Here is a 20682-nt window from a genome sequence, read left to right on the forward strand (position 1 = left end):
GGAGAAACCTGCGCTCCCCGGTCCTGCCCCACCGACTGGCGCGGCCCGCGTAACTCATCCCCCACGGCGCGGGCCGCGCCACCCCCCACACCGGCAGACCGAACCATCCAGCTGACCTAGGAGAGGGCATGTCCCCGCGGACGAACGACGGCGAGCGCGAGCAGCCCGGGCGACCGGATGCCGGCCGGCCGGCGCCTCAGGCACGGCGACCGGAGCCCGCCACGGGCCGGCCGGCGTCGGAGCCGGAGACCCGGCACGCCACGAGCGGGGACGACGCTCCCGGGACCGGCGCCACCGGCTCGGCGACCGAAGCGGAAGCCGAGGCGCGCGACGCCGCCGGCCCCGCCGAGGCCCACACGTCGGACGAGCCCGCCCAGTCGGCGGAGTCGACGACCGAAGCCCGTCCGTCCGACGAACCCGCCCGGCCCGCCGAGCCGGAGACCGGAGCCCGTGAGTCCGACGAGCCCGCCCGGCCGGCGGAGCCGGTGGCGGAAGGCGGTGACGAGCGGGTCGCCGCCGTGCGGCGGGTGGGCGCGGCGGGCCGTCGCTGGCGGGCCGTGCACCTCGGGGCGTGCGCCGCCATGCTGGCCGTCGCGCTCACCGCCGGGGCGGTCGCGCTCGGGGCGGTGCACGAACAGCGTGGGCTGCCCGTGGCGGCGGCCGCGGCGGTCTCCCCCGGGCTGCTCGCCGGCGGCGACCTCGACGCGAGCATCACCGCCCTTCAGACGCATCTGCGCACTCAGCCCCGCGACTTCGGCGGCTGGGCCACCCTCGGGCTCGCCTACGTCGAACAGGCCCGCACCAAGGGCGACCCCTCCCGCTACCCGCAGGCCGAGCAGGCCCTCAAGCGCTCCCTGGCCCTGCGCGCGGACAACGACCAGGCCCTGGCCGGCCGGGCGGCCCTCGCCGCCGCGCGCCACGACTTCGCCGGCGCCCTGTCCTTCGCCGACCGGACGCTGAAGCAGAACCCCTACAACGAACGCGCCCTGAGCTCCCGGATCGACGCCCTGGTCGAGCTCGGCCGCTATGCCGACGCCGACGCCGCGGCCCGTACGGCCGACCAACGGCGGCCCGGGGTACCGGTGTTCACCCGCTACGCCTACGTCCACGAGCTGCGCGGCGACGTCACCACCGCCCGCCGGGTCCTGGAGCGGGCGCTGGCCGCGTCCAGCTCGCCCGGCGACATCGCCTACGTCGCCGCCCAGCTCGGCCAACTGGCCTGGAACCAGGGCGACTACGCCACCGCGCTCACCCACTACGCCCGCGCCCTCGCGGCCGACGAGAACTACCTCCCCGCGCTGGAGGGCCGCGCCCGCGCCCAGGCGGCGAGCGGACGGCAGGCGGAAGCCGTCAAGGGACTGGAGCTGATCGTCGCCCGCTACCCGCTGCCCGGCCCGCTGGTCGAACTCGGCGAGCTGTACGAGGCCCGCGGCGGGACGGGGGACGCGGCGAAGGCCGCCGACCAGTACGCCCTGGTCGACGCCTGGACCGCCATCGCCCGCGCCAACGGCGTCAACGCCGACCTCGACACCGCGCTCGCCGCCGCCGACCACGGCGACCGGGCCACGGCCCTGCGGGCGGCCCGCGACGACTGGTCCCGCCGGCACACCGTGCACACCGCGGACGCCCTCGCCTGGGCGCTGCACGTCAACGGCAAGGACGCCGAGGCCCTTCCCTACGCCCGGCAGGCCACGGCCACCGGTTACCGCAACGCGTCCTTCCTCTACCACCTCGGTGTGATCGAGAAGGCGACCGGCCACCCGCAGGACGCCCGTACCCACCTCTCCGCCGCCCTGAAGCTGAACCCCGGCTTCTCCGTACTGGGCGCCCGCGAGGCCCGTACGGCGCTCAAGTCGCTGGAGGCGACCAAGTGATCTCACGTCGTCTGTTCGCCTCCTGCGCGGCCGTGTTCACGGCCGGGTGCGCGCTCGTGCTGGTTCCTTCCGCCGCCGCGAGCGCGCACCCCCTCGGCAACTTCACCGTCAACCGCTACGACGGGCTCGTCGCCGCCCCCGGGCAGCTGCGCGTCGACCACGTCGAGGACCTCGCCGAGATCCCGGCGACCCAGGCCAAGCCCGACATCGAGCGGCTGGGGATGGACGCCTGGGCCCGGGAGCGCTGCGGCGCCGCCGCCGACGGCAGCAGGCTCACCGTCGAGGGCCGGGCCGTGACGCTCACCGCGGGCGCGAGCAAGGCGGTCGTACGGCCCGGTCAGGCGGGGCTGAACACGCTCCGCGTCGAGTGCCGGCTGACGGCGCCGCTGCCCGAGGAGAAGACCGTCGCCGTCGCCTTCCACAGCGAGGGCGCCTCCTCCGGACCGGGGTGGCGGGAGATCACCGCGCGCGGCGACCGGATGACGCTCACCGACTCCGACGTGCCGAAGAAGTCGATCTCACACGAACTGACCACGTATCCCAAGGAGTTGCTGTCCTCTCCGGCGGACACCTCGACCGCGTCGGTGACGGTGCGGCCCGGCGGCGCGGCTCTCGTCGAGGAGGGCCGGGACGCCCCGGCCGCGTCCGTGCTGCCCCGGGGCGCCGACCGCTGGACCCGGGCGCTGGACGACCTGGTCGCCCGGCAGGACCTCACCGTCGGCTTCGGCGCGCTGGCCCTGGTGATCGCCGTCGTCCTCGGCGCGATGCACGCCGTCGCGCCCGGTCACGGCAAGACCATCATGGCGGCGACGGCGGCCGCGCGGGGCGGCAAGGCCCGGATGAAGGACGTCCTCCCGCTCGCCGCCTCGGTCACCGTCACGCACACCCTGGGCGTCGTCGCGCTCGGCCTGCTCGTCACCGCCGGGTCGGCCGCGGCGCCGTCGGTGATCGCCTGGCTGGGGCTGGCGAGCGGGGCGCTGGTGCTCTTCGCCGGCGCGACGCTGGCCCGCCGCGCCTGGCGGGGCCGCCGCCCGGGCGCCCCGCACGACCATGACCACGACCACCCGCATCCGCATCCCCACGGCGACGGCCACGACCACGGGGACGGTCACGGTCACGACCACCCGCACTCGCACTCGCACTCGCACGAGCCCGCGAAGACCCCCGGGCGTCAACTCGCCCTCGTCGGGGCCACCACCCCGCACACCCATGCCCATCCCGACGCCGACCGCGGCCACGCGCAGGAACACGAGCACAGCCACGACGACGCCCCGGCCCGGCCGCACGACCACGACCACCACCACCACGATCACAGCCGACCGCACACCCACGAGGGCCACGCCCACAGCCACGGCGGTCACACGCACTCCCACGGGGGCCTCACGCACTCCCACGGCGGTCGCACCCACACCCACGCCGTGGCCCCCACCCTCCGCGGGACGCTCCTGCTCGGGTTCGCCGGAGGCATGGTGCCCAGTCCGTCCGCCGTGGTCGTGCTGGTCGGCGCGGCCGCGCTCGGCCACGCCTGGTTCGGGCTGCTGCTCGTCGTCGCGTACGGCGTCGGGCTCGCGCTGACCCTGACCGCCGCCGGATTCGCCGTCGTCCGGCTGGGCGCCGGGGCGACCCGCCTGCTGGAGCGGCAGCCGCGCTGGACGAGCCACCCGGCCGTGACCCTCGTCCGCCGCAACATGCCCCTGTGGTCCGCGTTCCTCGTGGTGGCCCTGGGCGCCGGACTGGTGCTCAAGGGGGCCGCATCCGTACTCGGCTGAGCTACGTTTGTGGGGTTGCGGAGGCTTTCGCCCGGATGCGAAGAGCGAAATGGGGGCGCGGTGACCGAAGAACCGGGCAGTGAACGTCTGATCGCGGGCCGGTACCGGCTGCTGACGCCGCTCGGCGAGGGCGGCATGGGCACGGTGTGGCGGGCCCGGGACGAGGTGCTGCACCGCGAGGTCGCCGTCAAGGAGGTCCGGGCCCCGCACGGGCTGGCGGCCTCGGACGTCGAGCGGCTGTACGCCCGGCTGGAGCGCGAGGCCTGGGCCGCTGCCCGGGTCGCGAACCGGAACGTCGTGACGGTGTACGACGTGGCCAGCCAGGACGGACGGCCGTGGATCGTCATGGAGATCGTGCACGGCATCTCCCTGGCCGACATGCTGGACGCGGAGGGGCCGGTCGAGCCGGCCCGGGCCGCGCACATCGGGGCCGAGGTGCTGGCCGCGCTGCGGGCCGCCCACGAGGCCGGGGTCCTGCACCGGGACGTGAAGCCGGCGAACGTGCTGATGTCGAACGACGGCCGGGTGGTGCTCACCGACTTCGGCATCGCCACCGTCGAGGGCACCTCCGCGCTGACGATGACCGGCGAGGTCATCGGATCCCCCGAGTTCCTCGCGCCGGAGCGGGCGCTGGGGCGCACGCCGGGACCCGAGTCGGACCTGTGGTCGCTCGGCGTGCTGCTGTACGCGGCGGTGGAGGGCAACTCCCCCTTCCGCCACGACACTCCGCTGAGCACCCTGCGCGCGATCGTGGACGAGGAGCTGCCGCCGCCGCGCCGCGCCGGTCCGCTGGCGCCGGTGATCGAGGGGCTGCTGCGCAAGGATCCGGCCGAGCGGCTGCCCGCCGACCGGGCCGAGCAGGATCTGCGGCTCGTCGCCGCCGGGGGCGCTCCCTCCGGGGGAGGCGACTTCCGCACGGACACGGCCCGTACGGCGCCGTACACGGCGTTCCCGCCGACGCCCGCGCCCCGCGGCGCACCGGCGGGACATGCGTCGACCGCCGCGACCCCGCACCAGCCCTGGTCGACGCCGCCGCCGGACACCTCGTCGACGGGCGCCGGCGAGCGGGAGCGCGGCCGGCGGACCGGCACGGTCCTCGTCGCGGGCGTGATCGCGGTCGCGCTGGCGGTGGCGGGGCTGACCTACGGGCTGCTGAACCACGACGACGGCGACAAGGGCCGGTCCGGCGGGGTCACCGACAGCGCCTCGGGGGTCGCGAGTTCGCCGGCGACGCAGTCGGAGACCAGCGCGGAGGCCGAGTCGCCCAGTCCGAGCCCGAGCCCGAGCGCCAGCTCCGAGGCGCCCGAGCAGACCGTCTCGGTCACCGTGACCGGCGCGCACACGGAGTACTCAGGCGCCTGCCCGCCGTCGGACTCCGAGGCGCCCGCGTTCACCGCGACGATCACCGTGGGGCAGCTGCCCGCGACGGTGTCGTACCGCTGGGTGTCGAAGGACGGCGAACTGTCCGGACAGACCTGGAAGACGCTCGAGTTCCCGTCGGGCGGCGGGAAGTCCAAGCAGGACAAGGTGATCCTGTCGACGTACGCGGAGACCGGGACGTACGAGAACGCGATCGCCGTGGAAGTGCGGGATCCGGTGAAGAAGACGTCCGGCTCGGTGCCGTTCTCGGTCACCTGCGAGACGCAGGAGTCCCCGTCGGGCGAGGCCTCCCCCTCCCCCTCGCCGTCGGAGTGAACCGGGCCTGACCACCGGCGCGGTGGGTCAGGCCCGGCGCGGATCAGGCCGCGCTGTTCAGAACCGGCAGATAGCCGCCCGACTGACCGGACGCGGTCGGGTGGTAGGACTCGCCGATGTCGAGCAGGTTGAGGCTGTGCAGCCAGGAGCTGCCGGAGCAGATCTCGTGGCCGCCGAACGAGGTGCGGACGTCGCCGAAGACGAAGCCGTGTGCGGCGGCGCGCCGGGCGGTGGCGGCGTCCAGGTAGTCGGCCGCGCCGTTGATGGCGGAGCGCTTCGTCTCGGACAGCCCCAGGCAGACCGTGCCGAGGCGGTAGAAGCGCGGGTAGCCGATGACGACGACGCGCGCGTTCGGGGCCCTGTCGCGGATCGAGGAGTAGACGGTGTCGAGTTTGCCGGGGAGCGTCGAGTCGACGTACGCCCGGGCGGTGTTGATGCGGGACAGACAGGTGCTGTCGGAGCTGGTGACGCAGGTCGTCATGACGTCGGCGAAGCCCGCGTCGTTGCCGCCGATGGTGACGGTCACCAGGCCGGTGGAGGCGTTCAGGCCGCCGAGCTGGCCGGCCAGAACATCACCCGTACGAGCGCCTGAGCACGCCGCGAAGGTGAACGAGGACGGGGCGTGGGCGGCGTTCCAGAGGTAGGGGTACGCCTTGGTGCTGCGCTTGCAGCTGCCGCTGGAGCTGATGTAGCTGCCCGCTCCGACGCCGGAGGAGTAGGAGTCGCCGAGCGCTGCATAGCCGCCGCCGGCGGCGAGTTGGGATGCCTGCGCGGGGACCGCACCGGTGAGGGCGACGCCGGCGGCGAGGAGGACTGAGCTGACGAATACGACAAGTCGGGAACGTCTCATGGAACCTCCCTTTAGCAGGATCTCTGCCATGACTGTCGTAGCAACTACGCGTGTTGACGGGAAGTGTCCATGCCAACTTTGCCGCCGACGGAGTGCGCCGTTCTGTAACGGCCGTCCGGACGGACCGTCAGAGGCCGCCGGAGCGCGGCCGTTCGCGCTCGGCCACCGTGCAGCCAGGGACGTTCGGGGCGTCCGGGTCGCCCGGGGCGGGGCGGATCGAACAGGTGAATGCGACACGGCCGACACACCGCGCGCACGCCGGAAACCGGGTGCACCGGGGGGCCTCGTGCCGGATCATGGCGGCATGTCCGCACTCCCACACGACGCACTGCCGATCCGGCTCACCGTCGACGACTCCGACTCCCCGTCCGACGTCGTCGACGCGCTGTTCCTCGGCCGCTTCGCGACGGGCGAGCAGCCGTACTCGCACGCGGCGAACATCGACCGCGTGCGCTCCGGCGCGACCCTGCTGCCGCCGCAGGCCCGTGTGCTGCGCGTGGCCCGTGACGAGGACCGCAGCGCGACCCTCGCCGAGGGGGACGGCTGGACGCTGCTGATCTCCCGCTGGAACCGCGGCGCCGACGTCACCGTCACCGCGACCACCGCCGAACTGGCCGCGCAGGTGCTCGACGAGGCCACGGACGGAGCGGCGGACGAACCCGAGCCCCAGCCGGAGAACGTGACCATGGGCTTCTGGTACGTCTCCCCGCGGCGCGGCCCGCACCGCACCACCCGCCAGATCTCCGCGGGCACCTGGGACGAGGTGCGCCCCAACTACACCGCCCCCGTCGCCGAGGCGATGGACCGTCTGATGGGGACGACCCCGGAGAGCATCGCGGGCCGGCTGCTCCTGCTGCACGGCCCGCCCGGCACCGGGAAGACGTCCGCGCTGCGCACCCTGGCCCGGTCCTGGCGCGAGTGGTGCCAGGTGGACTGCGTGCTGGACCCCGAGCGGCTGTTCTCGGACGTCGGCTATCTGATGGACATCGCGATCGGCGAGGAGGACGGCGCCGGCAAGAGCCGCTGGCGGCTGCTGCTCCTGGAGGACTGCGACGAACTGATCCGCGGCGAGGCCAAGCACACGGCGGGCCAGGCGCTGTCCCGACTGCTGAACCTGACCGACGGCCTGCTCGGCCAGGGCCGCAACGTCCTGGTCGGCGTCACCACCAACGAGGACCTGGAGCGGCTCCATCCGGCCGTGGTCCGCCCCGGCCGCTGTCTGGCCCGGATCGAGGTGGGTCCGCTGACCCGCCGGGAGGCCGTGGACTGGCTGGGCACGGAGGAGGGGGTGGGACGCGAGGGCGCGACGCTCGCGGAGCTGTACGCGCTCCGCCGCGGCATCTCCCCCACCGCCCTGCCGGAGCCGCGCGGGGTGGCGGACGCGGGACTGTACCTCTGAGCGTCCGGGGCCTGCCTTGGGCCGCCCGCGCCCGGCCGCCCGCGCGCGGCCCCCGGCAGGCCCCGGGTGTTTGATGGAGGCATGACGCTGCACGTCGGCACGTCGGGCTGGCAGTACAAGGACTGGAAGGACGTCCTGTACCCGGCCGACGTGCCCGTACGGCGGTGGCTGGAGGAGTACGCCGCACACTTCGCCACCGTGGAGGTCAACAACGCCTTCTACCGCCTCCCCGCCCGGGAGACCTTCGCGTCCTGGGCGGAGCGCGTCCCGCCGGACTTCACGGTCGCGGTGAAGGCGAGCCGCTACCTCACCCACGTCAAGCGTCTGAAGGACCCCGAGGAGCCGGTGCGCCGGCTGATGACCCACGCGGCGGGCCTCGGCGGCCGCCTCGGCCCGGTCCTCCTCCAGCTGCCGCCGACCCTGCGGGCCGATCCCGCTCTGCTGGACGCCTGTCTGGCCTGCTTCCCGTCGGCGGCCCGGGTGGCGGTCGAGCCACGCCACGCGTCGTGGTGGACGCCGCAGGTGCGGGAGGTCCTGCGGTCCCGGGGCGCGACCCTGTGCTGGGCCGACGACCGATCCCGCCCGGTGACCCCGTTGTGGCGGACCGCCGACTGGGGGTACGTCCGCTTCCACCAGGGACGCGCCCGCCCCTGGCCGCACTACGGCCGCCGGGCCCTGGAGAGCTGGCTGGACCGCATCGCGACGACCTGGCCGGACGGCGCCGACGTCTACGCGTACTTCAACAACGATCCCGGCGGCGCCGCGGTGGCGGACGCGGCCGTGTTCGGCCGGACGGCGGCACGGGCGGGGCTGACGGTGACGCGCACCCCGCGCGGGCTCGCCGCGCACCGGTGATCACGCCCGGTAGGCCGCCCGCAGCGCCTCCTGGACGGCGGCGGCCCCCTGCTCCTCGCTGAGCCCCAGCCGCAGCACCCGTTCGGCGTACGCCTGCGCGGCGGCCGCGGCCTCGCGCTCCGCCGCCGGTCCCGCGGCGGCGACCACGGTGCCGTTGCGCCCCCGGGTCTCGATCACCCCGTCCGTCTCCAGCGCCCGGTAGGCCTTGGCGACGGTGTTCGCGGCGAGGCCCAGCGACTCGGCCAGGCCCCGCACGGTCGGCAGCCGGTACCCGACGGGCAGCTCGCCCGACCGGGCCTGCGCGGCGATCTGCGCCCGGACCTGCTCGTAGGGCGCGGCGCTCTCATCGATGTGGATCTTCAAGGTCACGGGCCCGATTGTCCCGTACCCGCCGGAAAATGGGAGGCATCCGCAGGCAGCCTCTCCTAGCGTGGGTCCACATGACCGTCATCGTGCGCGATCTTCATCTCGGTGCAGACGCCGACATCGAGGGCTTCGTCCGCGTCCGGCACGCCGCGCTGCCGTACGTGTACTTCAGCCCCGCGTCCGTACGCCACCACCTCGCCCTGACCCCGGCCCGCGCCCGCTACCGCGCGCTGGTCGCCGAGGTGGACGGCGAGGTCGTCGGCACGGCGCAGGCCGCCCTCGCGTACGACAGTCCGGAGCCGGGGCAGGGCTGGCTCAACGTGTACGTGGACCCGGCCCGCACCCGTCGGGGCGCGGGCGCGCTGCTGGTGCGCGCCGCCGAGGAGCACCTGGCGGCGCAGGGAGCGACCAAGCTGTTCTCGTGGGTCCTGGACGAGCCCGGCCATCGCGGCTTCGCCGAGCGGCACGGCTACCGGGCGAGCCGCTCCGCGCACTTCCTGGTGCTGGACCTGGGGCACGCCGAGCTGCCGCCGCTGCGGGAACCTCCGGCCGGCGTCGAGCTGCGCACGGCGGCCGACTTCGCGGACGACCCGCGGCCGCTGTTCACCCTCGACGCGGAGGCGGGCTCCGACGAACCGGGGGACATCGCCAGCGAGTTCACGGACTACGAGGCGTGGATCGACGAGTACTGGAAGCACCCCCATCTGGACCGCGAGCTGACCTCGGTCGCCGTGGCCGACGGCCGTCCCGTCGCCTTCAGCGTGGCGCACACCGACGGCGCCGGGCGCTACAGCACCGGCATGACCGGCACCGTCCGCGACCACCGCGGCCAGGGCCTGGCCAAACTCGTCAAGAACGACTCCCTGCACCGCGCACGCGCCGCCGGGTACACCGAGGCGCACACCGGCAACGACGCCGACAACGGGCCGATGCTCGCGGTCAACCGGTGGTTCGGGTACGAGATCCGCGCGACGGAGGTGCGGCATGTCCGTGAACTCGCCTGAGCCGACGGGCATGGTGGACGTCGTCCTGGTCAAGGGCGGTCGGACGAAGATCCGTTATCCGGCCGGGCTGCTGTCCGACGACGGCGTCCGGATCGCCGTGCGCGCCCCGTGGGCCGGTGACGGCGTACGCGACTTCGGCTTCGTGCGGTTCGAGGCGGGCGACGTCTTCACCGAGTTCTACTGGCGCGACCGGTGGTACTCGGTGAAGGAGGTCCGCGCCGCGTCCGGCGCCCTGAAGGGCTGGTACTGCGACATCGCCCGGCCGGCCGTGCTGTCCGGCGCGGAGCTGGTCGTCGAGGACCTCGACCTGGACCTGTGGCGCTCCGCCGACGGCACGGACGTGCGGCGTCTGGACGAGGACGAGTTCGAGGAGAGCGGACTGGTCCGGCGGGACCCGCAGGCCGCGGCCGCCGCGCTCGCCGCCCTCGACGAGCTGGAGGCGCTCGCCCGCGCCGAGGGCGGCCTGGAGTCGCTGCTGGCATGACCCGGGGCCGGAGCCCGGCCACCGCGCGTCGAAGCCGTCTCCGGGCCGGAGCCCAACTCGGCCGCGGCCCGACGACGGGCGAGAGGCGGGCCGAAGCCGGCTCGGCCGGGGCCCGACGACGGGCCGGAGGGGGCCGGAGGCCTGGGAGGCGGGCGGGAGGCCTGGGAGGCGGGCGGGACGCGGCTCACACCGTCGCCACCACCGCGTACCGCTCGTCCTCCACCGGGCCGCCCCACAGGAGCGCGTCCTGCGACAGCCGCTCCACGCGCGCGTGCTCGGTCAGCGGGGCCAGCAGCGCGGTGAGCCGGTCCGCCGGTATGCCGACCGGGGTGACGGCGCCCCAGACGCCCTCGACCAGCACGAGCCGCCCACCGGGGCGCAGCAGACCGCGCCAGTGCCGCAGAGCGCGGGCCGGGTCGGGCAGCGCCCACAGCACGTGCCGGACGAGCAGCGCGTCGAAGCGCTCCTCGCCGACCGGCGGCGCCGCCGCGTCACCGTGGAGGAACACCGCGTCACGCCCCGCGAGTTTGGCGCGGGCCAGGTCGATCATCGCCGGGGACAGATCGACGCCGGTCACGCGGTGCCCCTGTTCGGCCGCGAGCAGCGAGAGGCTGCCGGTGCCGCAGCCGAGATCGAGCACGTCGCCGGCGCGCCGTGGCAGCCAGGCGTGCAGCCGCCGGGCCCAGGCCGCGCGCACCCGGGGGTCGCGCAGTCCGTGGTCCGGCTGCTCGTCGAACGCGGCCGCCGCCGCGTTCCAGTCGACATCGGGCGAGGTGGCTTCGTCACTGTTTTCCCTCATGTGCCCCAGAGTGACACCCGCCACTGACAGTCGAATCGTGACACCCGCCACTGACAGACGAGGGGTTGATGAGGAACTCTCCCGGAAAGGGTCTACCTCCGTGAGAACGCGGAACTCGGTAGCCCTTGAAGGAGGCAGCCATGCGCCGCACCACCGTGCAGAAGCCCCTGAAGAAGACGGAATCCCGCAGGATCCGCGACGAGGCCGACGAACGGCCCGCCGGCCGCCCCGAGGTGCGCAAGGACATCGCCCGCACCTGGTGGCCCGACGGCTGACGCCGCCCCTTTCAAGCCGCGTTCACTCCCGCCGACCTCAGGCAGGCCCCCCGCGCGCGGGGCGGTCGCCGAGCGGGCTCTCCGCGTCCGAGACGGCGCCTGTCTGATCCCAGGCTCAGCGCTTCCTTAACGCCGCCCTAAAGATCGCCGCCGGCCGCCCACGGCCGGCCGTTCCGGGGTTTCTTGGTTCCGGTGCACCACGCGCCGCCGTCTGTTCCGGTTCCGAGGAGATCCCCCATGCCCGCACGCCGCAGGGCCGTCGCCGCCGTCGCTCTCGGTCTGGCCGCGCCGGCCCTGGCCGCGCTGTCCGCCGCGCCCGCCGCCGCGCACGGGTCGATGGGAGATCCCGTCAGCCGGGTCGCGCAGTGCTACGCGGAGGGGCCGGAGAGCCCGAAGTCGGACGCCTGCCGGGCGGCGGTCGCGGCGGGCGGCGCCCAGGCGCTGTACGACTGGAACGGCATCCGGATCGGCGACGCGAACGGCCGCCATCAGGAGCTCATCCCGGACGGCAGGCTGTGCAGCGCGGGCAACGAGGAGTTCAAGGGCCTGGACCTGGCCCGCGCCGACTGGCCGGCGACCGCCGTGCACAACGGCCCTCGCACGTTCCGGTACCGCGTGACCGCCCCGCACAAGGGGACGTTCCGGGTCTACCTCACCAAGGCCGGTTACGACCCGGCCCGCCCGTTGGCCTGGTCCGACCTGGACCTGGCGCATCCCGTGGCGACGGCGGTCGACCCGGTGGCCAAGGACGGCTTCTCCTCCTTCTCCGGGACCCTGCCCGGGCGTTCGGGCCGGCATGTGCTGTACGCGGTGTGGCAGCGCTCGGACAGCCCGGAGGCGTTCTACTCCTGCTCGGACGTCATGTTCCCGGGAGGGGGCGCGGGAACGGGAGGGGAGGCGGGAGCAGGTTCGGATTCGGGGACGGGGACGGGGACTGGTCGGGGAGCGGGTTCGGGGACGGGCGACGGCGCCGCGCCGGCCGCCTCCGCGCCCTCCGAGGAGCAGATCAAGGACGGCGCCGGCCGGTCGACGGTCGAGCACCACGGGCACGGCGACGACGACGCGGCCACGACGAGGGACCCGACGGCCCCCGGCACGCCGTCCGCCGCCGGGCATGCGCGCGGCGGTGCGGGCGCCTCCGCGAACGCGCCGCGGGCGGCCGGTGTTCGTGCCGCCGCGGGGGAGCGTCTCGCGCGGACCGGCGGTGACGGCGGCGCCTCGTATCTCGCGGTGGGCGGCGCGGCCGTCCTGGCGCTGGGCGCGGCCCTGCTGTTCGCGTCGGTGCGCCGACGGGCGGCGTCCGCCGGGCGGCACGGTCGCTGAGACGCGGGACGACATGGACTCCGGGGCCTGACCGGCGGCTCAGGCCGGACAGGCCCCGGCGAACGCGGCCTGCGCGTCAGCTCAGGACGGACGCGCAGGTGGTGGGGGTGGCGTGGGCGGGGTCGAGCGCGTTGGCCACCTCGTGGAAGGCGATCCGGTCGAGCAGCCCGATCGCCAGGTGCTCGGAGAGGTCCAGCGGGCACAGGTCCTGGAGCAGGACGTTGCGCACGTTCGATCCGCTGAGGAACTGGGTGCGCCACGGTGTGGCGACCTCGTCGTACCGGGTGGCGATGACGGTGTAGCGGACGCCGGGGACGGTGTCTCCGCCCTTGTTGAGCTCGGTGAGGAAGTCCGACCCGACGATCTGGTCGGCGAGGCCGGGGGTGGCGGCCGAGAGCAGGTCCTCGGCCCCGGGGAAGTAGGGCAGCAGACGGGTGAGTCCGCTGAGCGTGGTGCCGTGGTTGTCGGGGGCGAGCCCGACCAGCGCGTCGACCTTGGCGGCTCCGCCGAGGAACTTCAGGTAGTAGCGCGGCATCATGCCGCCCTGGGAGTGGCCGACGAGGTCGACCTCGGCGGCGCCGGTCGCGGCGAGCACCTTGTCGACGAATACGGAGAGCTGGCCGGCCGACTCGTCGATGGGGCCGAGGCCGTGGAAGAGCGGGACGCCGGGCAGTTGGCCGTAGTCGACGGAGAAGACGCAGTAGCCGCGGGCCGTCAGGTAGGGGGCCAGGGCCAGCCAGTTGTCGATGGAGTTGCCGAGTGTGCCGTGCACGAGGACGACGGGGTGGGGGTGGGCGGCGGAGGGCTTGCAGCGGTAGTCGTTCCAGCCGCTCGTGGGGGCGGCGGTCGAGTCGTCCGCGGCGGTCGAGGCGTGTGCGGCGGCGGTGGGGAGGGTGGCGGCCGCGGCGGCCAGCAGCAGGGCGGCGAGTGGTCTGAGCACGCGGTTCCAGGGCAGCATCGGGTGATCTCCTTGCGGCTCAAGGGGAGTGCGAGGGCCGTACGCCCTGTGATCCGGATCACGGGATGCTGTTCACTTGTCAAGTTACGGACGAGTAGCAGAAGTGGGAAGTTACGCGTCAGTAAAAACTTCCAGTGGTAGTCGGCGGCGGCTCGGGGCGCCGACCTTCCGTCACCAGACCGGCCTGATCGGGCCGTAGGGGGCGATGCGCGCCAAACGGTCGTACAGCACGCGCACTTCGCCCTCGCCGAGCACGTCCGCCCAGGCCCGCACCGCCTCGGCCGCCGCCTCCTCCGCCGCCCGGGTGCACTCCCAGCCGCGTTCGGTGAGGACGATCAGCCGGGCGCGCGCGTCCACGGGGTGCGGCCCGCGCTCGACGTACCCCTTGCGCACCAGCTCGTCGACGAGCTGGCTCGCGGCCTGCTTGGTGACCCCGAGATGGACGCCGAGCTCGGAGACCGTCGCGCCGTCCGGGGCCAGCCGGGTGAAGGCGAAGCCGTAGGAGGGCCGCCCCTCGAAGCCGCGGGCGACGACGCCGTCGTTGATGCGCCGGGTCAGCTCACCGGCGGCGGCGAGCAGGGCGGCGGACAGGGCGAGAGCTTCGGAGTTCTGCACGTCTGCAATGAAACACCCTTGACAGGATGGTCAAGCAGGTTGACCATTGGGGTACTTAGTCAAGCTTCTTGACCATCCTGTTCCTGATCATCCTGCTTCGACCATTCGGGGAGTCCGCATGCCTGTCGTCCGTTCGTCCGAGGCCGTCACCCACGAGATCCACGGCGCACGCTTCGTCTCGTACGCCACCCCGCTCACCGGGAGCAAGGAGCTCTGCGCCTGGCGGGGCGAGATCCCGGCGGGCACGAAGGCGCCCGCGCACACCGTCAACCGGGAGGAGATCTTCCATCTGCTCGTCGGCGAGCTGCTCGTCACCCTCGACGGCCACACCGAGCGGATCACCGCCGGCGACACGCTGATCGTCAATCCGGGCGCGACCCTGGCCGTCGAGAACCCGACCGATCACACCGCGCTCTCCTGGGTCACCACCTCCATCGGCCTGGAGGCGGTGCTGGCCGACGGGACCCGGATCACTCCCCCGTGGGCCAACTGACCCCGTCGCCCGGACCTCGGCTCACGCGGCCAGCGTCCCGGGCTTCACCGCCCCCGGCCCGAACCTCGCCCGCAGCCGGTCGGCGACCTCCTCGATCCGACGGGCCTTGTCGTCGACGGGGTCGAAGGTGAGCTGGTGGGAGGCCTGTTCGGCGGGACCGAGCGCCTCGGCGCGCAGGGCGAGCGCGCGGACCCGGGCACGCTGCAGACCGAGCGCCTCGTACAGGCCGTACGCCGCCCTCGTCAGGTCCGCCGAGTGCGCGGTCGGCTCCCCGAGGGTGCGGCTGCGGGTCGTGGAGGACCGGTCGGCGTAGCGCACGGTGAGGGTCAGGGCGCCGCAGACCTTCTCCACGACGCGCAGCCGGACGCCCAGCTCCTCGGCGGCGGAGAGCAGGGCACGGCGGTGCCGGCCGGGGTCCAGCTCGTCGCGCCCGAAGGGCCGCTCGGCGGCCGTCGACCGCGCCACGGCGCCCGGCGCCACCCGGCCGCGGTCGACGCCGTTCGCCTTCTCCCGCAGCTCACGGCCCGCCTTCGCGCCGATCAGGCGCTGGAGCGTGGACAACGGCGCGGCGGCGACCAGGCCGAGGGTGTCGAGACCGTACTCGCACAGGGTGCGGGCGGTCGCCGTCCCGACGCCGGGCAGCGCGGTGACCGGCTTGCCCGCGAGGAACTCCCGCACCCGGCCCTCGGGAACCGCGCACGTCGTCCCGGGCCGGGCGTCCCGCACCGCCGTGCGGGCCGCCAGCGGGCCGGGGCCCGCGCCGATCACGCAGTCGACCCCGTGCAGGGCGAGCGCCCGCACCCGGATCACCGACGCCAGCTCGACCGCGGTGCGCCCGAAGTACCGTTCGGCGCCCCGCAGATCGGCCAGCGCCCCGTCCGGCGGCAGCGCCTCGACGACCGGGGTGAACTCCTCCAGGAGCCCGAGCAGCGCCGGCAGGGCGGACTCGTGCGTCGACGACAGCTGGAAACGTACGCAGAGGACAGTCATCCCGCACTCCCCGGGCTCTGGTGCCACAACTTCCTTCCCACCGCGGGCCCTTCGCCCGCGGGGCGCAGATCGGCCCAGGGGTGCATCTCGTACCCCGTGGACATGCGGATGCGACGCCGCTCCATCGAGTCCTGCGCGGCCGAGCCCGTCGGCGCGGGCAGCCCGTCCGAACCGGCGAGCCGGCTGCGCGCCGGGCCGTCGCCGTCGTCGCCATCGCCGTCGCCATTTCCGTCGGCTCCCGCGCCAGGGGCGCCGACGGGGGCGGCCAGCCGGGCCGCGACCCCTTCCAGCCCCTCGTCCCGGCGCACTTCCAGCAGGTCGGCGAGGTTCCAGACGGCGGCGCCGACCACGCTGAGGCTGCGCGGGCCGCGCCGCTGCACCACCCCGCGCACCAGCAGCAGCCAGGAGTGGAAGACGGTGTGCGCGCAGGCGTCGTGGGAGTCGTCGAAGAAGGCGAGGTCGACCAGGCCGGTGCCGTCGTCGAGGGTGCTGAAGACGACCCGCTTGCCGGACCGGATCGGCGGGGTCTGGGTGGCCGCCTTGGCGCCCGCGACCAGCACGGTCTCCCCGTGCCCGGCCTCGCGCAGCCGCCGCGCCGAGACCACGCCCAGCTCGTCGAGGAAAGCGCGGTGGTCGTCCATCAGATGGCGCGAGGCGTCCATGGACAGCACGCCCAGCTCGGCGCTGAGCCGCTCGGCGGAGGACAGGTCGGGCAGCCCGGCGGGAGCGGTGTTCCGTCCGCCCGCCAGGGGAAGCTGGCCGCCGCCCGCGCCCCGTGCCCCGCGCTGCAGTTCGGTCAGGTGCAGTTGCAGGTCACGGCGGTTGTCGCCGAAGGCGTCCAACGCGCCGACCTGAGCGAGCCGTCCGGCCAGCGGACGGCTCGGGCGCGCCCGTTCCCAGAAGTCGAGCAGCGAGGCGTACGGCTGCCCGTCCACGACCCGCGCCGCCTCGGCCTCGCTGATGCCGTGCACGTCGCAGAGGGCCAGCCGGAGTCCCCAGCGACCGCCGGGACCGGCGGCCCCGGAAGGCGACCCCGGCGCCCCGGCCCCCGACGGCTCGGCCGTCGACGACTCGGCCGTAGCCGACTGGGGCATCGGCGACTGGGGCATCGGCGACTCGGGCGCTGATTCAGACACCAGTTCGATGCGATGGGCGACTCCCGACCGGTTCACGTCCAGCGGCAGGATCGGCACCCCGCGCCGCCGCGCGTCCGCCAGCAGCAGCCGCTTCGGGTACATCCCGGGGTCGTGGGTGAGCAGCCCGGCGTAGAAGGCGGCCGGGTGGTGCGTCTTCAGCCAGGCCGACTGGTACGTCGGGACGGCGAACGCGACCGCGTGCGCCTTGCAGAAACCGTAGGAGCCGAAGGCCTCGACGATCTCCCAGGTCCGCCGGATCGTCTCCGTCTCGTATCCCCTCGCCGCCGCGTGCCGGGCGAACCACACCTTGATCCGCCCCTGCGACTCCGGGTCGGAGAGCCCGCGTCGCACCCGGTCCGCCTCGCCGCGCCCGCAGCCGGTCATGATCGCGACGATGTCGATGATCTGCTCGTGGAAGACGACGACCCCGTAGGTGCCCCGCAGCGGCTCCGTCAGATCCGGGTGCGGATACCGGACGGGCGCCCGCCCGTGCCGCGCCTCGATGAAGGGCCGCACCATGTCGGCGGCGACCGGGCCGGGCCGGAACAGGGAGATGTCGACGACCAGATCGTGAAAGGTGGCCGGCTGGAGCCGTCCGACCAGGTCGCGCTGGCCGGGCGACTCGATCTGGAAACAGCCCAGCGTCTCGGTGGAGCGGACCAGCCGGTACGTCGCCGGGTCGGTCGGCGCGAGCGCGTCCAGGTCGATCCGCTCCCCCGTCGCCCGCTCCACCTCGGCCACCGCGTGCGCCATCGCCGACTGCATCCGCACGCCCAGCACGTCCAGCTTGAGCAGCCCGAGGTCCTCGACGTCGTCCTTGTCGAACTGCGCCATCGGGAACCCCTCGCCGCTGGTCGGCACGACCGGCGTGCGGGAGAGCAGCGACGCGTCGGAGAGAAGCACCCCGCACGGGTGCATGGCGACCCCGCGCGGCAGGGCGTCGAGGGCCTCGACCAGCTCCCACAGCCTGTCGTACCGCTCCCCCGCCCGCCGCGTCTCCCCCGCCAGCGCCTTGAGCTCGGGCAGTTCCGCCAGCGCCGCGCGGGCGTCCCGGGCGCGGATGTGCGGGAAGGACTTGGCCATGCGGTCGATCTCGGCGGGGTCCATGGACAGAGCCGCGCCGACGTCCCTGATCGCATGGCGGACGCGGTACGTCTCCGGCATCGCGACCGTGGCGACCCGCTCGGCTCCGAAGCGGCCGATGATCGCGCGGTAGACCTCCAGCCGACGCGCGGACTCCACGTCCACGTCGATGTCGGGCAGCACGACCCGCTCCTTGGACAGGAAGCGCTCCATCAGCAGCCCGTGCTCGACCGGGTCGGCGTGCGCGATGCCGAGCAGGTGGTTGACGAGGGACCCCGCGCCGGAGCCGCGCGCGGCGACCCGTATCCCCATGTCCCGTACGTCGTCCACGACCTGAGCCACCGTCAGGAAGTAGGAGGCGAAGCCGTGGTGGGCGATGACGTCCAGCTCGTGATGCATCCGCTCCCAGTAGGCGCGCCGGCCGGCGTACCCCTTCAGCACCATCCCCGCCGCCGCCCGCGAGGCCAGCGCCCGCTGGGCGGTGCGCCGACCGGCGCCGACGAGGTGCGGCTCGGGGAAGTGGACGGCGCCCATGCCGAGGTCGTCCTCGGGGTCGACCAGGCACTCGGCGGCCGCGGCCCGGGTCTGCTCCAGCAGCCGGTGGGCGGCGGCGCGCCGGAAGCCCGCGGCCTCCACGATCCGCTCGGCCGCCGCGAGCATGACGTCCGCGCCCTTGAGCCACGCCTCGCCCGAGTCCAGTTCCTTGGACGGGTCGACGGGGACGAGCCGGCGGGCGGCGTCCAGGACGTCCGCGACCGGGCCCTGGCCGGGGTCGGCGTAGCGGACGGCGTTGCTGAGGACGGGCCGCACCCGCTGCTCGGCGGCGAAGCCGACGGTGCGGGCGGCCAGCCGCAGGGAGCCGGGGCCGGTGCCGGCGCGTCCGTGCCAGACGGCCTCCAGGCACAGGGCGTCGCCATAGGTCTCGCGCCAGGGGACGAGGAGTTTCGCGGCCCGGTCCGGGCGGCCCGCGGTGAGCGCGCGGCCGACGTCGGAGGCGGGGCCGAGCAGGACGGTCAGACCGTCGCCGCGGTTCGCGGCCCAGGGCAGCGTCGGGACGCCCGCACCCGCGCCCGCACCCTCCTCGCCCGCGTGCGCCGCCGTGACGATCCGGCACAGGTCGGCCCAGCCCCGGGCGCCGTCACGGGCGAGGAAGGTGACGCGGGGGGCCGACTCGTCGAGGAAGACGCCGCCGCGCACGGGGGTGCGGCGCCGGTCCCGTCGCACGGACGCGTCGTCCTGCGGCCGCTCGGGCGCCGCCACCGCCAGGTTCGCCCCGAACAGCGGGCGCACACCCGCCTTCGCGCAGGCCTTGGCGAAGCGGACCGCGCCGGCGAGGGTGTCGCGGTCGGTGAGGGCGAGGGCGTCCATGCCCCGCTCGGAGGCGCGCTCGGCCAGACGCTCCGGATGCGAGGCCCCGTACCGCAGGGAGAACCCGGAGACGGTGTGCAGATGCGTGAACCCCGGCATCCGCACCTCCTGATTCGAACATCAGTTCACAACCTTCCCTCCCCCACCATAGACCAAATTCCGAACATCTGTACGACAGCCGTTCGGACGCCTCCCACCTGCGGAAACACCTTCCACCCCGGAGCGTGGGGACATGACGCAGACGACCGGGCCCGACGCGCCCCGCGCCTCCTCGCGCGGCTCCTTTCTCGACGAGGTCAAGGACGCCGTCACCCCGCGGGCCACGCTGCTGGTCGTCGGCGTGGTCGCCCTCCATCTGCTCTTCATCGCCTCCTATGTGGGGGCGCTGCACGACCCGAAGCCGAAGGACGTGCCCTTCGGGGTCGTCGCGCCGGGGGCGGCCGCCCGGCAGACCGTGGCCCGGCTGGAGAAGCTGCCCGGCAGCCCCCTGGACCCCCGCGCGGTGGCCGACGCCGCGACGGCCCGCAAGCAGATCCTGGACCGCGAGATCGACGGCGCCCTGATCGTCTCCCCGTCGGGCGCCGACACGCTGCTGGTGACCACCGGCGGCGGCAAGGTCCTGGCCGCCACCCTGGTGACGCTCACCACCGCCCTGGAGAAGTCCGAGGCGCGCACCCTGCGGACCCTCGACGTGGCCCCGGCCGACCAGGAGGACGCCAACGGGCTGTCGTCGTTCTATCTGGCCGTCGGCTGGTGCGTGGGCGGCTATCTGTGCGCGTCGATCATGGTGATCAGCTCGGGCGCCGCGAGCTCCACCCCACGGCGCGCGGTGATCCGGCTGCTCGCCATGGTCGTCGTCGGGATCGTCGGCGGACTCGGCGGCGCCCTGATCGTCGGTCCGATCCTGGGCGCGCTGCCGGGCGGCCTCGCGGCCTACTGGGGGCTCGGCGCGCTGATCATCTTCGCGGTCGGCGCGGCCACCCTCGCCTTCCAGGGCCTCTTCGGGCTCGCCGGCGTCGGGCTGGTCATCCTGCTCGTGGTGATCCTCGGCAACCCGAGCGCGGGCGGCGCCCTCCCGCCCCCGCTGCTCCCGCCGTTCTGGCGGGCGATCGGCCCCGCGCTGCCGCCGGGCGCGGGGACCTGGGCGGCGCGCTCCATCGCCTACTTCCAGGGCAACGACATGACTTCGGCCCTGCTGGTGCTGTCGGCGTGGGCGGTCGGAGGGGTCGCCGTCACCCTGCTCATGGCGACGCTGCGCACCCGGCGGAGAGTCACGTTAGGGACGGCTGTGCGTCCATGACAAGACGCGCGACAGGGGATTTTCGAGCGTCGTCGAGGGTCAACCA

At 74.4% G+C, this 20682-nt stretch carries 18 protein-coding genes; 11 read left to right on the forward strand and 7 right to left on the reverse strand.

All coding sequences use genetic code 11. The features are described from left to right. The first annotated feature begins 128 nt into the window (after positions 1–128). Genes ABT300_RS18475 through ABT300_RS18485 form a run of 3 tightly spaced genes read left to right on the forward strand, consistent with a single transcriptional unit; the run spans position 129 to position 5338 of the window. Positions 129–1874 (forward strand): tetratricopeptide repeat protein, encoded by a 1746-nt coding sequence (locus ABT300_RS18475; protein WP_351676655.1) that lies wholly within the window; start codon positions 129–131, stop codon positions 1872–1874. Continuing rightward, positions 1871–3643, forward strand: coding sequence for a HoxN/HupN/NixA family nickel/cobalt transporter (locus ABT300_RS18480; RefSeq protein WP_351676657.1), 1773 nt, complete (start codon positions 1871–1873; stop codon positions 3641–3643). The genes ABT300_RS18475 and ABT300_RS18480 overlap by 4 nt, the downstream gene beginning before the upstream one ends. Positions 3644–3703: 60 nt before the next feature. Continuing rightward, positions 3704–5338: a serine/threonine-protein kinase gene (locus ABT300_RS18485; RefSeq protein WP_351676660.1), complete on the forward strand. Its 1635-nt coding sequence runs from the start codon at positions 3704–3706 to the stop codon at positions 5336–5338. A gap of 43 nt (positions 5339–5381) precedes the next feature. On the opposite strand, the gene ABT300_RS18490 is transcribed toward ABT300_RS18485, so the two are convergent. Further along, positions 5382–6188, reverse strand: a complete 807-nt coding sequence (locus ABT300_RS18490; protein WP_351676663.1) for an SGNH/GDSL hydrolase family protein — start codon at positions 6186–6188, stop codon at positions 5382–5384. 304 nt (positions 6189–6492) lie between these two features. On the opposite strand from ABT300_RS18490, the gene ABT300_RS18495 reads away from it, so the two are divergent. Both ABT300_RS18495 and ABT300_RS18500 read left to right on the forward strand, forming a co-directional pair. Continuing rightward, positions 6493–7587 carry a DUF5925 domain-containing protein gene (locus tag ABT300_RS18495; RefSeq protein WP_351676665.1) on the forward strand — a complete coding sequence of 365 codons (1095 nt, stop codon included), beginning with the start codon at positions 6493–6495 and terminating at the stop codon, positions 7585–7587. An 81-nt stretch (positions 7588–7668) separates the two neighbouring features. Then, complete coding sequence (locus tag ABT300_RS18500; protein ID WP_351676667.1) at positions 7669–8442, forward strand: DUF72 domain-containing protein; 774 nt, start codon at positions 7669–7671, stop codon at positions 8440–8442. On the opposite strand, the gene ABT300_RS18505 is transcribed toward ABT300_RS18500, so the two are convergent. Then, positions 8443–8811, reverse strand: a complete 369-nt coding sequence (locus ABT300_RS18505) for a GntR family transcriptional regulator (RefSeq protein WP_351676669.1) — start codon at positions 8809–8811, stop codon at positions 8443–8445. It abuts the gene before it with no gap. Positions 8812–8882: 71 nt separating this feature from the next. Between ABT300_RS18505 and ABT300_RS18510 the strand changes: the two genes are divergently transcribed. Next, a complete protein-coding gene (locus ABT300_RS18510) occupies positions 8883–9812 on the forward strand; it encodes a GNAT family N-acetyltransferase (RefSeq protein ID WP_351676672.1) in 930 nt (309 codons plus the stop codon). Further along, positions 9793–10296, forward strand: a complete 504-nt coding sequence (locus ABT300_RS18515) for a ribonuclease FAU-1 family protein (RefSeq protein WP_351676674.1) — start codon at positions 9793–9795, stop codon at positions 10294–10296. Before ABT300_RS18510 ends, ABT300_RS18515 begins: the two co-directional genes overlap by 20 nt. A gap of 184 nt (positions 10297–10480) precedes the next feature. On the opposite strand, the gene ABT300_RS18520 is transcribed toward ABT300_RS18515, so the two are convergent. Further along, complete coding sequence (locus tag ABT300_RS18520; RefSeq protein WP_351676676.1) at positions 10481–11095, reverse strand: class I SAM-dependent methyltransferase; 615 nt, start codon at positions 11093–11095, stop codon at positions 10481–10483. A gap of 140 nt (positions 11096–11235) precedes the next feature. On the opposite strand from ABT300_RS18520, the gene ABT300_RS18525 reads away from it, so the two are divergent. Continuing rightward, the gene (locus ABT300_RS18525; protein ID WP_107105240.1) at positions 11236–11370 is read left to right on the forward strand and encodes a hypothetical protein; all 135 of its coding nucleotides are present in this window, start codon (positions 11236–11238) and stop codon (positions 11368–11370) included. 237 nt (positions 11371–11607) lie between these two features. Then, the gene (locus tag ABT300_RS18530; protein ID WP_351676679.1) at positions 11608–12693 is read left to right on the forward strand and encodes a lytic polysaccharide monooxygenase auxiliary activity family 9 protein; all 1086 of its coding nucleotides are present in this window, start codon (positions 11608–11610) and stop codon (positions 12691–12693) included. 76 nt (positions 12694–12769) lie between these two features. Here the strand turns inward: ABT300_RS18530 and ABT300_RS18535 are convergent, their stop codons facing one another. Together ABT300_RS18535 and ABT300_RS18540 are read right to left on the reverse strand one after the other, a co-directional pair. Continuing rightward, entirely contained in the window at positions 12770–13651 is an 882-nt protein-coding gene (locus tag ABT300_RS18535; RefSeq protein ID WP_351676681.1) for an esterase/lipase family protein, read from the reverse strand. A 171-nt stretch (positions 13652–13822) separates the two neighbouring features. Beyond that, positions 13823–14266 carry a MarR family winged helix-turn-helix transcriptional regulator gene (locus tag ABT300_RS18540; RefSeq protein WP_351676683.1) on the reverse strand — a complete coding sequence of 148 codons (444 nt, stop codon included), beginning with the start codon at positions 14264–14266 and terminating at the stop codon, positions 13823–13825. Positions 14267–14384: 118 nt separating this feature from the next. Here ABT300_RS18540 and ABT300_RS18545 point away from each other — a divergent pair, with 118 nt between their 5' ends. After that, positions 14385–14759, forward strand: coding sequence for a cupin domain-containing protein (locus ABT300_RS18545; RefSeq protein ID WP_351676685.1), 375 nt, complete (start codon positions 14385–14387; stop codon positions 14757–14759). A gap of 21 nt (positions 14760–14780) precedes the next feature. Here ABT300_RS18545 and ABT300_RS18550 read toward each other — a convergent pair whose 3' ends face one another. Further along, a complete protein-coding gene (locus tag ABT300_RS18550; RefSeq protein WP_351676687.1) occupies positions 14781–15749 on the reverse strand; it encodes a DNA polymerase Y family protein in 969 nt (322 codons plus the stop codon). Beyond that, on the reverse strand, positions 15746–19435 hold the full coding sequence (locus ABT300_RS18555; protein ID WP_351676689.1) for a DNA polymerase III subunit alpha: 3690 nt from the start codon (positions 19433–19435) through the stop codon (positions 15746–15748). Before ABT300_RS18555 ends, ABT300_RS18550 begins: the two co-directional genes overlap by 4 nt. A 133-nt stretch (positions 19436–19568) precedes the next feature. On the opposite strand from ABT300_RS18555, the gene ABT300_RS18560 reads away from it, so the two are divergent. Further along, complete coding sequence (locus ABT300_RS18560; RefSeq protein WP_351676691.1) at positions 19569–20636, forward strand: ABC transporter permease; 1068 nt, start codon at positions 19569–19571, stop codon at positions 20634–20636. Positions 20637–20682 lie beyond the last annotated feature (46 nt).

It is taken from the genome of Streptomyces sp. NPDC001027, assembly GCF_040299045.1.
Taxonomy (GTDB): domain Bacteria; phylum Actinomycetota; class Actinomycetes; order Streptomycetales; family Streptomycetaceae; genus Streptomyces.